The following is a 13,185-nucleotide window of genomic DNA, read 5'->3' on the forward strand; positions in this document are numbered from 1 at the left end:
GCGGCCATTTAAATAGCCGCTCTCTACTTTTCATATTTCTTAGTTGATTATGCCTGTTGCCTTATATTTGTTAATTCAGTGGCTTCTACTCGTCTTTTCTGCTCATTAGAAAGGCTTGCTGCTTGATTTATTAAAGTTAAGTTTCGAATATCTTCATCAGTAATGGAAGGCTCGATATTCCCTACGATGTTATTTACCCATTGAACCATCGGACTTTGAAGCGATTCAGGCAGTTGCTCAGGAATAATCCATCCATCACCTAACTGCTTGCTTTTCACACGAACTGAATGGTCTTCAATTAATAATGTCCCTTCTGTTCCATACAATTCAAGCTGAAATGGACTTCCGTTTGATAAAAATCCGGTTTCTAGAGTTCCAAGTGCTCCTGATTCATATTCAATGACTGCGACTGCATTATCATCCACCTCATAGCCTAAAGTGTTTTGCAAGCGTGCAGTTACAGCTTTTGCAGGACCAGCAAGTCGGTTCGTTAAGTAGATTGGATGGGCGCCGAGGTCAATAAACGAACCACCGCCACACTCTTCTTTGTGGAAGAAATGCCCAGGAAGCCAGCCAGTTGGGTTTCCTTCGAAAGGAACTGCGCCATTATGTGCTAAACGGCACCGGATGGATGTTAAACGTCCTAAAAGCCCCTTATCAATGGTTTCTTGAGCAAATATGTAATAGTCTTCTGTTAGCCTTGGTAATGACACCATTAACTTTACATTATTTTCCTTAATGGCAGAGAAGATCTCATCACAATCTTGAACTGTAAATGCTAACACTTTTTCGGTGAAAATATGTTTTTTATGTTTTGCTGCAAGAATAATGACTTCCTTGTGTAGATTTGTTGGTGTATCAACAATGACGGCATCAATCTCAGGGTTTTGTAAGACTTTTAGTAAATCAGCTTCAAAGGGCACATCAAGCTTTTCAGCCCATTTTTTCCCCCGTTCTCCGTTTTCATCCCAGACAATTTTAATGGATACGTTTTCATTTTCGGACGCCTGACGTGCATAATCATCAGCATGGACATGCCATTTGCTTAGCATAGCAACATTTAACATGGAAGAACCTCCTTAAATTAGTAAAAGAAATCGTTTCAAATGTTGTGAAATCTATTGATGTCAGAGGAATAAACAACAGAAGCGATTTGTTATTTACTCCCCTCACGTCATAGATAGGTGTGAAACCTAAATAAAAACTTGACCCTTTTTTTATTTCTCAATCGTATGTAAAGCAACTGACAAACTGGCAAAATCTCCAACATGTTCTCCTAAACCTGAAGGCATAACCTTGCAAACGGAATGTGATATACTTAAGGATTCTTTTTGGAGTTCTTCTTTGACAATTAGCTCTAATATGTCCTGTTGACGTCCATAAATACTGCCGATAATAATTCTTTCCGGATTAAGGAGATCGACTAAGATGGCTAATCCCCTGCCTAATTTGCGGCCTACTTCATGATAAACTTCTATTGCAAGCGGATCGCCGTTCTGTGCAGCTATTCCAACGCTTTTTGCTGTTATTTTTTCTTTATCCTCCAATGAAGGGCAGAATGATGGTGTCTTTCCTTTATGAATAGCAGCTTCGGTCATCTTTTTTGCTAAATTGGCAATTCCCCCGCCGCTGCAAAAGCCCTCAAAGGAACCGAATTTTCCATACCCGAGCGGACCCTCTTCTGCAAGTCGGATATGACCGACTTCTCCTGCCATATCATTTGTTCCAGTATATAAATTCCCATTTAAAATAAGCCCTGCTCCCATCCCTGTGCCAAAGGTTAAAAAAATCATATTTGATGCACCTTGACCTGCTCCCCATTTCCACTCTGCTAAAGCACAAGCATTTGCATCATTCTGCAATCCTACGGGAACACCGTATTTTTCATGAAAAGGGGTTATGACATCTACCTTATCCCAATTAGGAAGATTAGGGGGTGAAAGGATCAAACCTCTTTTACTATCAAGAGGGCCTCCACAGCTGATCCCAATGGCATTAATCGAGCTTAAATTCAAGGCTTGGAGGATATGATCTAACATATCTTCCAGTTGTTTTATTGCTTGTTCAGGTGATGGCGGTGTTGGGAATTGTTTCTTTTCAAGAATCTCAATCCGAGAATCAATTACGCTGCCAATTGTTACAGCACATTTTGTCCCGCCAATATCAAGTCCTGCTAATAGATTTCTTTGCATTCCCAAAAAACTCCTCCTCCAGCATGATACATAATGAGTGATAAATGGGCAGATGTCTTTCCTGAATCGAAGGTGTATCATCCCATGGAACATTTATCGTCACATCGCAAATTTCGTTCATTTCCCCGCCGTTTCTCCCGGTTAAACCAATTGTGAACATACTCTTTGCTTTTGCTACTTTTAAGGCTTGAAGCACATTTTTTGAATTGCCTGAAGTACTGATGCCTAATAACACATCCCCGTTTATCCCATAGCCCACAACCTGCTGTGCGAAAACTAGAGATGGGTCAACATCATTTGCAAAGGCTGTCATAAGTGCCGAATGATTACTCAATGATATAGCTGGAAGGGCTCCCTGCAGATGGTTGATCAAGTTTTCTGCATCAGCCGGAGCAACCTCTAAAAGTCTTTTTTGTAAATTTTGGTCAACAGGTCTTTTTAAAAGGAACCCTTTCATTAATTCTCCAACAATATGCTCACAATCAGAAGCGCTCCCGCCATTCCCGCAGAGCAAAAGCTTTCCGCCTTTGTTATAACAATTTTTCAGAATAAGAAAAGCTTCTTCAATATCAGCCATACAGGCGGTTAGCTCGGGATATTTTTTTACTAATCGAGTCATTTCCTGATTCATCTTTTCACCGCCTATTCTACAGGAGCAATAATGACCTCTATGCCCCGATTCTTAAATTCCTTAATCATTTCTTTATCAGCCAGTTCGCTCGTAATGAAGATATTTGTTTCTTCAAATTGACAAAATGTGGTCAGACCGGCTTTTTGGAGTTTGCTATGGTCTGCAACAACAACGATTTTTTGTCCTGCGCGAACCATTGCTTTTTTCATATTTGCTTCATATAAGTCTGAGCTTGTAAAGCCTTGTCTTAATGAAATTCCAGATGTTCCTAGAAACACATAATCGGCATTATAATTTTGCAATTCAATTTCAGCTTGCGGTCCGACAAGGCTCATCGAGTTTTTCCTTAATTTTCCCCCTAATAAATAAATAGAAGCTGAATCATCTTTGCTGCATTCTTCCGCTACATTCATGGCATTTGTGATAACGGTCAGATCCCCGCTTTCCGGCAAGTTTTTTGCCACATACCAAGTAGTAGAGCCTGCATCCAATATAATAATTTGTCCCTCTTTTACTAATTGGGCAGCCGCTTTTCCAATTGCTTCTTTTTCCTTGGAGAATTGTTGCGTACGTTCGTCTACCGGAAGAATAATTGATTGGCTTAGCGGCTCTTCGATTAAGATTGCCCCGCCATAATTTTTTTCAGCAATTCCCTCTTTTTCCAGCTGTGCTAAATCTCGTCGAATCGTTTCCTCAGAAACATGCAGCAATTCTACGAGTTCTGAAACTTTGACACTTTTGTTTTTGATTAATTTCTCTCTAATCATCTTACGTCGTTCCGCCACAATCATCTGACGACTCCTCCTGGCTCTAGTAATTGCTCTTTTAAGTGAAGAAACGCTTGTTTAATAAAGTCTCGATGTCCAAAGCTTCCAGATTTTAAGACAAATAACATAGGATCATTTTTTAAAGATATGCATGATGGCAAACCAGGCTGTATTTCTTTCCACACTCTCATCCCGCTTATATTTAGTCTGTGACAGACTGCTGCTGATGTATCACCGCCAGCAATAACAAATCGTTTTTGCCCTGTTTGTTGAAGAACAGCTTTTGTCATTTCTGCAAGGGTGCTTGATACCAACTGTGAGATTTCTCGATTACTTATTCCTTGCTGGAAGGCTTTTTGCTTTGTTTCTTTCACTTTTAAAGGATCATTTGTTGAATGAAGTATGACATTTTTCCCTTGATTGATCTCGGTTACCATCACATTTAATAGCTGTGTTTTGCTGCTTGTGAATCGTTCCTTATCTAGTAAGCAAAGGCTGTCTAGCTCAAAAACGCTTGCACCGCGTGCCCTCATATACTCGATTTGTTCAAATGTTTGCGGCATCAAGCTTCCTGCAGCACAAAATATTCCTTTTCCTTGATGGTATTCAGGGACGTTTTTTGGAAGCGTTTGTTCGGGCTTTTTTCCAATTACAGCTGGAAGTTCCTCCGCTAATGCTGAGCTGCCAGCTAATATCTTGAAGTCATATACGGTATTTGCGATTGTTTGCAAATCCGCTTGGTCTGTCACATCCATAATGACATATTGATAGTCTTTTTTTAGAGCATAAATGGTTTCTCTAAGTATTTCTGAACCTTGTTTAATAATTCCTTCTTTTATGTTTGTTACTTTTCTATTAGTCTGTGATTTTAGTATATCGACTAAGATAGAGCATGTCATAGGGTGAACAGGATCATGGCGGAACTCTGAATCTTCTAAAGGCTGACCGTGTACATAATGGATGCCCTGTATGGTTTTTCTCCCGTTCTTAGGGAATCCAAGCACAACAATCGCAAAATCTTCATCAAGTGCATCGAGCATAGCATCAAATTCAGCCCCGATATTCCCCCTAAACACAGAGCAGGTTTTATTGAAAAACTGTGTGACTCCTCGTTTGTGTAATTCCTTCGTTGCTTGAAAAACCTTCTGATAGGCGGTTTTTGCCTCATCAAATCTGGAATTTGTATCAAGTATAAGGACATCTGTGCCGTTTAGTTGTTTGTCTTCGGACTGGATGGACGAATAGACGTCAACGGTATAATTTGATTTTGCAAACATAATTCCTATATCATTTGCACCTGTTATATCATCTGCTACAACACCGATCATTGCATTTGCCACTTCCTTTTAGGTTTATAGCCAGAGTAGTGAAGAAAATCCTCTGCTGTGTCAAAAGATAAAGGTTTGAATTCTGTCCCACACGCCTTTGCGGTGATTATCATTCGGGACACCATTTCCAACGTTTCAAGCGCCATTCGTGCTTCTTTGATGCTCGTATCATATACGAGTACACCATGATTTTCCAGCAAGAGGATGTTAGCTTTAGTCGCTTTCTTTCTGACGGCTTTTCCGAGATCGTTAGAACCAGGGTGATAATAGGGAATTCGTTCAACTCGTTCGAGATAATACATGGATTCAACAAAGAGATTTGATGGCAGTTCGATCCCGGTGCAAGCCGCCATCGTGCTATAAAATGGTGAAGCATGGAGAACAGCTTGGATTTCAGGTCTTTCTTGATAAACAGCACGATGCATCGGCATTTCCTTAGATGGCTTTCTCTTATAATTGGAGAGGCAGGCATTAAATTGGCACTCAATGAGATCATTATCTGCTAATTCTCCAAGATATGTACCGCTAGCGGTAATAAAGCAGCTTTCTTCTCCGTGTCGTGCACTGATATTGCCGGCATTCCCCCATGCAAGCTGTTTATTGATCATATAACGTCCTAATTGTTTTAATTCTTGAACAAGTGGAATCAAAAGAAGCACCTCACTTCCTATTATAGAGGGGAGATCCCCCTCCGAAGAACAAACACAAGTAAATTGGCTTGAATTTACTATAGGTCTGAATATTTTAAATTTAGCGACAGTCCGCTATTATTCCCATTCAAGTAGATTCGTTTCTGTTACTGGTTTTGATTCATTTGCAGGAATACGGAATGTCTTAATTTCAGATGGATGAAACTGTGCTTTAATTTGTCTGTTCCATTTAGGCAGCGTGATAATCGCTGTTGTAGCATCATTTGCTGTTTCATAGGCACGAACGATGAGATCATCATTGTCTTCCGCTTTCTTTACAACACTTACAATCACATTGTCGACATCAACAGATAAAAAGGAATCTTTCTGCGGCAAAGCACCTTTATGATAGGTTTCAATGATCGTGACCGGCTTCTGATTTAATTCCGCTGCTCGTTTGACAGTTCCGGCTGTTTCCCAGTTCCCTTTATGTGGAAGGATGGAATAGGTGAAAGTTTGGATTCCTTGATCAATAAAGGAATAATGGCCATCTTCCTCAGGAACTAATGGATCATGATGAGCGTAAATCGGGCTGCGCAGAACCGTCAAGCTCATTTCCTTGTTATGAATATCAAAGCTATACTTTCCATCATTCAGAATGCTTAATCCATACATTTCTCCTGTCTTTTGATGTGTGCCTGATACATCAATCCAATTCTGGCCAGGCTCTTCTTCTCCATTGCACTCCCTTACAATCGTTCCATAAGGGATCTCATAGGTCGCTTTTCTAAATACGAGGTCTACTGGGAATTTTAGCTTTAGAAGCTTGAATTGCTCCTGCCAGTTTAACGTGCAATGAACATCAATTTGATCTAATTCTTTATAGATCGTAAAGTCTTGTACGAGAGTGGATTTGCCGTATTCACTAATAACGCGAATTACCGACTTAACTGGTCCATGCTCAACGCGTTTTACGCTTTTCGCCTTAAATGAACCTGCTTCTTCTTTAAACTGGAGAACATTATGTGACCAAGTATCACTCGTGTCATGGATGACAATTGGACTTGCTGCTGGGCCATCCAGTAATTCGAGTTCCTTTGTTTTATCAAACAAGCTTGTTATAAAACCAGTCTCTGCATCAATTTCAACCCGGAATGTATCGTTTTCAAGAATGGTATCAATTGAAGGTAAGCAAGGAAACTCATTTGAAGCTTCAGCCCGCAGCAATTTATAGACGCGGTATCCCATAGATGGAAGCTCTGCGATAAAGCTCACTCGATAGCGTCCGCCTGATGTTGCATGTGATTGAACAGTTTGCATTGGAATTTGCTTACCTTCTTCATCTACTAAAATATCGCCTTCTTTTAAGCCGCCGACTTCAAGTTCGACGTTCACCCTGCTATTCCATGAGTGCGGATTAAAGACAACAATTGGCTTCATTCCCTCTACTTCCTCAATATCAATTCTCCATGACAAGGATTGAACCGCATAATTTAATCCTCTGCTGCCGATTGACATTGCTTCACCATGCATATTCCTTGCATCCTCGTACGCTTCCTCTAAGCTCGTTCCTGCTAAAATATCATGGAATTGATTGAATAAAACATTTTTCCAAGCTCGGTCATACTCATGGATTGGATAGCTTTGGCCCGTTACCCAATTAGCGATAGCAGAGAATTTTTCTGCTTTAATTAACATGTTTTCTGCTTCCCGATTCCATTTTTTAATGCCTGAATGAACAGCATAACAACCGCTGGCATGATGCTGTAAGTCATCGTGTACAGATGGAAATGGAAGATTCTTTTTTATTAATTCCTCAAAGAACTTATTCGGTGTGCTAAAGACTAATGAAGGGAATGTTGGATCTTCGTTTAAACGTTTGATACTTTCAATATTTTCCTTCGTTGGACCGCCGCCATGGTTACCGACACCGTAAAAGCACATTAAATCATCAAATGGTGCTTTTAATTCTCCGGCATTACGGCGGATATGCTTATCTAAATCTTTGCCCCAGGTACAATATTCAAAAGGGATTCTAAATGCTAATACCCGGGAGCCGTCATCTGATTCCCACCAGAACAGCCTGCTTGGGAGCCCTTTTTCTTGTGGACTTGGACGCATGAAGATGTAATAATCCATGCCGCTTTTTTTTAAGATCTGCGGCAGCATGCCATGATGCCCAAAGCTGTCAACATTGTAGCCGACCTTCGCCGTCACCCCGAATTTTTCTTGAAAATAGCGTTGTCCATAGAGCCCTTGACGAACAAAGGATTCTCCGCCAGGTAAATTGCAGTCGGGCTGCACCCACCAGCCGCCGACGATTTCCCAACGACCCTCTTTAATTCGTTGTTTGATTTCTTCAAACATTTCAGGTTCATTATTTTCGATCCACTCATAATTTGCAGCAGAGCTATTTGTAAACACAAAATCAGGGTATTCCTTCATCCGGTCAAGTGCTGAACGAAACGTAGCTTTTGTTTCCTGAAAGCCTTCTTGCCACTGCCATAACCAAACAGGGTCTAGGTGGGCATTTCCTATCATATGCAATGTTTGCTCCTTCGTTTTGGATCGTTGTTTTTCCTGTACAACGGTTGTTTTTTCAGTCATCTTTTTTCCCTCCTAATGTCATGTTAAAGCTTGGTTCCATCGCTGTTGAACAAATTAATGATTGTTGAATCGAAATTAATGCTTCGGCCTGCTGACCAAAGCGCTGCTCCCCAACGGTTATATCAACAGCGATTCGTTCTCGATAGCCAACGGCTTCTTTTGGTACAGATATCGTTGTTGAAAATTGGCTTGTTTCTTTACTAGGTACAATTGCATTAAATTCACTCATCTCTATTACCCAGCCATGAGGTGCTTGTATTTTCGCTGTAATTTCTTTTTCCACGTTAAATGGATTTTTTATTTCAATCGTCATCGTAAATGTTTCACCTTGATTGACCGTCTGCTGGTATGGTTGAATAACTGCCCCAAATCCCTCTGCGCCAAAGTCGATTTCCTCTAAAGGCAATAGCTCATGATGAATTTTTTCTAGTAATCTTCCATTTTTTTCAATTTGTTCAAGGTAATCGTCCGTTACGAAAATCGGATCCCAATGTCCTGAAAGAAGGAGATCTGGTTTAAGAGTTTTGTAGAGTAAGGCGCTATCAACATAATCCCAAATACGAAATTTGTTATGGTAAACGTAGTTAGCATCTTCATTTCCTTGATATTGGTCACCAATGGCGATCACACGTTTTCCATCTATTTCAAACTCGATTGCCGCCGCAAAAAGTGTATGTCCTGCTTGTGGATACAAGGTGAACTCATACTCTTCCCATCTCACTTTTTGTTTTAGCGGTAAAATGCGGTCAACGTTTATTGGGTCATACCATAAACATGGCAGATCATACGTTTTAGGATGTTCCAAAATATCAGCAAAGTTTTCAGGGCACCATATTTCTGCGCCTTCCACATCCCTTAGTAGATTCATGCCGGCAACATGGTCATCATGGTAATGTGTAGGAATGACAACATCTATCTTATCGATTCCAAATTGTTTCTTAAGTGTTGAAATGGTATATAACCATGGACGACGTGAAGCTCTATCAGAACCTGCAGCGATTCCGCCAATAAAATCATAGCCAAAATCAAGGAATAACGCTTTACCGCTTTTCGAGATAAGCACATAAGAGTTTGCCATACTCGTTCGATTCATTAATAGGTTCTCAGTGATCCGTTCATACGGATTCTCTCTTAGTTGGAACAGTCTTGGATTCTGCTTGCGCTGTTCCATAAGCTTTGTAAAGCGGTCTATTAAAAGATTGATCGCCTCTTTTGGGTGATTCATCACTTCCCCATGTGAAGGCAGGAGAACATCAGGATTTCTGCCTTTTAGATCCAAGAGCGAAAGGATACTTAAAGCAATCCCTTCGCCTCCATTATAGGACCATTGTGTTGCAGATAAGGACCACACCTTACCCGGTGCATAAATCAAATCACCTGTAAAGGCTGTTTGTTTGCCATCAATTTCTCCAATGATCGCAATGGAGCCAATGGTGTGGCCTGGTGTTGGTACAATCGTAAAAAATCTTCCATTCAGCATGAGTGTTTCGTAGTCTTTTAACGTCGAATAAACAGGCACTGATCGGAGGAGGGAAAAGCGATCCTGCCTCATGTTATAGTTATTGTCGATTACTCTTGCCTTCCAATGCTCATCAACTTGTTCAAATAAATCCTGTTCTGTATGAGGGACCCGGATTCGGATTCCTTTCCTAGCTGCAAGTTCAAGTCCTTGAGCTTGATCACGATGGTGATGGGTCATGAAAATGTCTGTTACTTCTGCGATCCCGATTGATGGCAGTTGTACGAGGACATCACCGCTGCCAAAATCGATAAGTATTGCTTTTCTCCCTGATTTTATGACGTAAACGTTACAAGTATCTTTATAGATATAAAGATTAGTAGAGATTTGCCTCATCATGTGTATTCACGACCTTTATTTCTGTTGATTTAAAACTTCGTTTATGTAAGTTGAAATGATTTCGCTTTGTTTGAACTGCCTAAGAAATGTTCAATTTTTTCAATAACTGTATTTTCTACTGCATTTCTTCCTATTACTAACTGCTCCTGATGAAGGGCTTTACATTCCTGATTTGTCATCCTATTCTTCCGCCCTATAGCCTCTAGCAAAGAAAGCTCTAAATCAGTAGCGATATTTACTTTACTGATTCCTCCATTGCGAATCATGATGGCCTCTCTCATCATTACCGCAGGTACCCCAGAACCGCCATGAAGAACTAAATGTACGGGTGTTAAATTACGTATAGCTTTTAATCGGTTCAGGTCTATTTTTGGTTTTCGAACATGATAAACACCGTGTGCGGTTCCAACCGATACGGCTAAAGCATCACATCGGGTTTCGTTGACAAATTGCCATGCCTCCTGAGGATCTGTGTAAAGCTCTTCATCTGTGTCTGTCTCGACAAAGTCCGTTGTCCCGATCTTCCCAAGCTCTGCTTCAACAGAAACTCCTCTTGCATGAGCAAAATCAACGACTTCTTTACTTATTTTGATATTTTCATCCAGCTCTTTTTCTGAAGCGTCAATCATGATCGACGTGAAACCAGCTTCAATGGCAGCTTCAATAATGGAAAGCTGCTTTGTATGATCAAGATGAAGGACGACCGGAACGGTGATGTTCTCTTCTTCTACCGTCTGATAAAATTCTTCCGCAATTTCGCATGGGGTAATCCCATAGCGTATGAGCTCTTTTTCTGAAATTTGAACGATGACAGGTGATTGCGTTTTTTGGCCCGCGTGCAAAATTGGACGAACCATCGGTGTATACCTTGGGGAGAAGGAGCCGATGGCATATCTGTTTTTTTCGGCAATTATTAATGCTTCTTTTAATGTAAGGACATTTTTCGGCTTCGTCTTTTTTGCCATTATAGTAAACTCCTTTAATGATTTATTTGGTAACGAACTCTGTCATGCTGTGATAGTAATCTCTTAATGGATGCTGCAGCTTCGTATATCCTTTTTCATAGATTTTGCGATAGTCACGATGCGCTTTTTCGTTTGGGGTAATGCGTTTTTTTCGGTTACGTAAGTTTGAAATGGCTTCTTCTACGTTTTGATAGACCTTGCTGCCAATTCCCGCCGTCATTGCAGCTCCGAGTAAAGTTGCTTCTGAAAGATTTGGAATGGTTAATTGGCAGTTGGTAATATCCGCTTTTATTTTCAGCCAAGCTTTGTTTTTGGCTCCTCCGCCAACGACAATTACGTGGTTGATTGGATGTTCTGTGATCCTTTCTGCTGATCTTCGAATCGCTTCCATTTCATAACAAGTCCCTTCCATTATTGCCTTTAACAAATCCTGACGCTCATGTGAGGCAGCAACACCGATAAAAGCAGCTTTTGTATCGGGATCAGGGTTTGGTGCACCACTGCCAGATAAATATGGATAGTAGAGAATCCCTGTCGGCCCTTCTTTAGCAAGTAACGATAAGCGGATGATTTCTTCATAGGACAATGTTTGGTCTGATAATTGATCTCTGAACCATTCAATTGAACCACCAGAGGAGGAGATTCCCCCCATCCAAAAAAAACGGTTGGCTACCATATGGCATCCAAATGACAGCCCTGATTCATAATCAATTTTGGATAAATCTCTTTTTTTCAGTGTTCCTACTAACGTTTCAGCTGTGCCTATTGAATCGAATACAATACCAGGTTTAACTGCTCCAACAGCGAGGGCAGCACATACGTGATCATGGCCGGCGATGGCAACAGGAGTTCCTTTTGCAATCCCGATCCTTTGAAGATCTGACAGGGTGGTTTCCCCCATGATCGTTCCGCTTGGAAAAGCTTGAGGAAACAACTGCTCTGGCAGGTCAAAATGGTTTATCCACTCTAAATCCCAGTCTTTTTGATCAATTTGAAAGGCATACGTTCTTGCAGCCAAGGTATAATCGGTTGCCAGCTTACCTGTCAGTTTATAGGCAATAAAGTCTGAAGCAGATAACCAAACAGCATGTTTTAATATCCCCTTATCTTTCCCTTTTAAGGAAAGAATTTTGGCTAGACCATATTTATAGCTAGTATGCAAACCAGTTTTTTGAAAGCGGCGAAAAGGATCATCTTCCTTTCCAATTTGATTCGCTTCATTTAATGCACACCTGCTGAACCATGGTATAAAAGCTGTTTTTGCTCTCCCTGTCTCCCTATCAAGCAACAAGCCTGTTTCAGCCATGCTTGATATTCCGATAACGGAAACCATTACATTTCGGTTTGACATGATTTCAGACAGACATTCGTATATCTTGTTCCATATTTCCTCCGGTTGATAAAATGGGTTCCCTTCGCAATCGTGACGGATAATCATTTGCCGTATTGCGATCTGAATAACATCACCGTTTTCATGAAAAAGTCCTGCTTTGCAATGTGTTGTGCCGAGATCAATCCCTATCATCGCCATTGTGTCACTTACTTTCTTCGAGTGCTTGTTTAACTCGCGCCATTCCAAGCTCAGGGCTCGTTAAAAATTTCGATTGCATTGGTTTTGGAAGCTTTTCAAGCACTCTTGCCATCGATGCTTGTGCTAAAACAACAAGTTCCGATCGGTCAGCAAGATTTGTCAGCACATTGGCAAGTAGTTCATCATGACCCGTTTTGTCCCCATTGATTAAGCGCTTATATGCTTCCTCTATAAGAACAGGTTCAAAGATAGCATTTGTTGAGAACTGCTTCGCTTTTGCTTTAAGAAGTCTAATAGTTGGATTTAAAGTTGTAGCAAGTGTTGCAGCCACTCCGATTCGTTTCGCGCGGATAATCGCTGCTTCTGCCATTGCTTCATCGATTCGGATAATCGGGATCAATACTTCCTCCCTTGCGAAAGGAACAATTTCTCCAACTGATGAGCATGCGTTTAAAATGATATCAGCTCCAAGTGCTTCAGCATTTTTTACGTATTGAATCAGTCTTCCTTGCACTTCTTCAAGTTTTCCGCCATTTTGACCTAGCTGTGGCAAAATCGAATCATCAACAAAATTAATGACATGAAGATTTGGTAAGGATTTAGCAGCTAAATCTTTTAGTGGCTCGACTGTAACATGTGTGGTATGAATGATCGCTAATGTTTCGCCCACCTGAGTT

The 13,185-nt window shown here is 40.8% G+C and carries 11 protein-coding genes; all 11 read right to left on the reverse strand.

What is annotated here, in order from left to right:
• Nucleotides 1–47: 47 nt before the first annotated feature.
• The 11 genes from ACSVDH_RS14255 to ACSVDH_RS14305 all read right to left on the reverse strand — a co-directional run bounded on the left by ACSVDH_RS14255 (nucleotide 48) and on the right by ACSVDH_RS14305 (nucleotide 13,178).
• Nucleotides 48–1,067, reverse strand: coding sequence for a Gfo/Idh/MocA family protein (locus ACSVDH_RS14255; RefSeq protein WP_439252042.1), 1,020 nt, complete (start codon nucleotides 1,065–1,067; stop codon nucleotides 48–50).
• A 150-nt stretch (nucleotides 1,068–1,217) separates the two neighbouring features.
• Complete coding sequence (locus ACSVDH_RS14260; RefSeq protein ID WP_439252158.1) at nucleotides 1,218–2,192, reverse strand: ROK family protein; 975 nt, start codon at nucleotides 2,190–2,192, stop codon at nucleotides 1,218–1,220.
• Nucleotides 2,164–2,823: a D-sedoheptulose-7-phosphate isomerase gene (locus ACSVDH_RS14265; RefSeq protein ID WP_439252040.1), complete on the reverse strand. Its 660-nt coding sequence runs from the start codon at nucleotides 2,821–2,823 to the stop codon at nucleotides 2,164–2,166. Before ACSVDH_RS14265 ends, ACSVDH_RS14260 begins: the two co-directional genes overlap by 29 nt.
• A gap of 11 nt (nucleotides 2,824–2,834) precedes the next feature.
• Nucleotides 2,835–3,614: a DeoR/GlpR family DNA-binding transcription regulator gene (locus ACSVDH_RS14270; RefSeq protein WP_439252039.1), complete on the reverse strand. Its 780-nt coding sequence runs from the start codon at nucleotides 3,612–3,614 to the stop codon at nucleotides 2,835–2,837.
• Nucleotides 3,611–4,918, reverse strand: coding sequence for a four-carbon acid sugar kinase family protein (locus tag ACSVDH_RS14275; protein ID WP_439252038.1), 1,308 nt, complete (start codon nucleotides 4,916–4,918; stop codon nucleotides 3,611–3,613). The genes ACSVDH_RS14270 and ACSVDH_RS14275 overlap by 4 nt, the downstream gene beginning before the upstream one ends.
• Nucleotides 4,915–5,568, reverse strand: a complete 654-nt coding sequence (locus ACSVDH_RS14280) for a class II aldolase/adducin family protein (RefSeq protein ID WP_439252036.1) — start codon at nucleotides 5,566–5,568, stop codon at nucleotides 4,915–4,917. The genes ACSVDH_RS14275 and ACSVDH_RS14280 overlap by 4 nt, the downstream gene beginning before the upstream one ends.
• A gap of 117 nt (nucleotides 5,569–5,685) precedes the next feature.
• Nucleotides 5,686–8,154 (reverse strand): alpha-mannosidase, encoded by a 2,469-nt coding sequence (locus tag ACSVDH_RS14285; RefSeq protein WP_439252035.1) that lies wholly within the window; start codon nucleotides 8,152–8,154, stop codon nucleotides 5,686–5,688.
• Nucleotides 8,147–10,012, reverse strand: coding sequence for an MBL fold metallo-hydrolase (locus tag ACSVDH_RS14290; RefSeq protein ID WP_439252034.1), 1,866 nt, complete (start codon nucleotides 10,010–10,012; stop codon nucleotides 8,147–8,149). The genes ACSVDH_RS14285 and ACSVDH_RS14290 overlap by 8 nt, the downstream gene beginning before the upstream one ends.
• A gap of 41 nt (nucleotides 10,013–10,053) precedes the next feature.
• Nucleotides 10,054–10,977, reverse strand: coding sequence for a class II fructose-bisphosphate aldolase (locus tag ACSVDH_RS14295; RefSeq protein WP_439252033.1), 924 nt, complete (start codon nucleotides 10,975–10,977; stop codon nucleotides 10,054–10,056).
• Nucleotides 10,978–10,999: 22 nt separating this feature from the next.
• Nucleotides 11,000–12,556, reverse strand: coding sequence for an FGGY-family carbohydrate kinase (locus tag ACSVDH_RS14300; RefSeq protein WP_439252032.1), 1,557 nt, complete (start codon nucleotides 12,554–12,556; stop codon nucleotides 11,000–11,002).
• Nucleotides 12,513–13,178: an aspartate/glutamate racemase family protein gene (locus ACSVDH_RS14305; RefSeq protein ID WP_439252031.1), complete on the reverse strand. Its 666-nt coding sequence runs from the start codon at nucleotides 13,176–13,178 to the stop codon at nucleotides 12,513–12,515. The genes ACSVDH_RS14300 and ACSVDH_RS14305 overlap by 44 nt, the downstream gene beginning before the upstream one ends.
• Between the last annotated feature and the right edge of the window lie 7 nt (nucleotides 13,179–13,185).

It is taken from the genome of Metabacillus sp. Hm71 (assembly GCF_051842955.2).
In the GTDB taxonomy this organism is placed as follows: domain Bacteria; phylum Bacillota; class Bacilli; order Bacillales; family Bacillaceae; genus Metabacillus.

Excerpts from the sequence above, each read along its gene's own strand:
- ACSVDH_RS14255 (WP_439252042.1), bottom strand. The coding sequence starts at position 1,067 with ATGTTAAATGTTGCTATGCTAAGCAAATGGCATGTCCATGCTGATGAT.
- ACSVDH_RS14290 (WP_439252034.1), bottom strand. The coding sequence starts at position 10,012 with ATGATGAGGCAAATCTCTACTAATCTTTATATCTATAAAGATACTTGT.
- ACSVDH_RS14265 (WP_439252040.1), bottom strand. The coding sequence starts at position 2,823 with ATGAATCAGGAAATGACTCGATTAGTAAAAAAATATCCCGAGCTAACC.
- ACSVDH_RS14285 (WP_439252035.1), bottom strand. The coding sequence starts at position 8,154 with ATGACTGAAAAAACAACCGTTGTACAGGAAAAACAACGATCCAAAACG.
- ACSVDH_RS14270 (WP_439252039.1), bottom strand. The coding sequence starts at position 3,614 with ATGATTGTGGCGGAACGACGTAAGATGATTAGAGAGAAATTAATCAAA.
- ACSVDH_RS14295 (WP_439252033.1), bottom strand. The coding sequence starts at position 10,977 with ATGGCAAAAAAGACGAAGCCGAAAAATGTCCTTACATTAAAAGAAGCA.
- ACSVDH_RS14275 (WP_439252038.1), bottom strand. The coding sequence starts at position 4,918 with ATGATCGGTGTTGTAGCAGATGATATAACAGGTGCAAATGATATAGGA.
- ACSVDH_RS14260 (WP_439252158.1), bottom strand. The coding sequence starts at position 2,192 with ATGCAAAGAAATCTATTAGCAGGACTTGATATTGGCGGGACAAAATGT.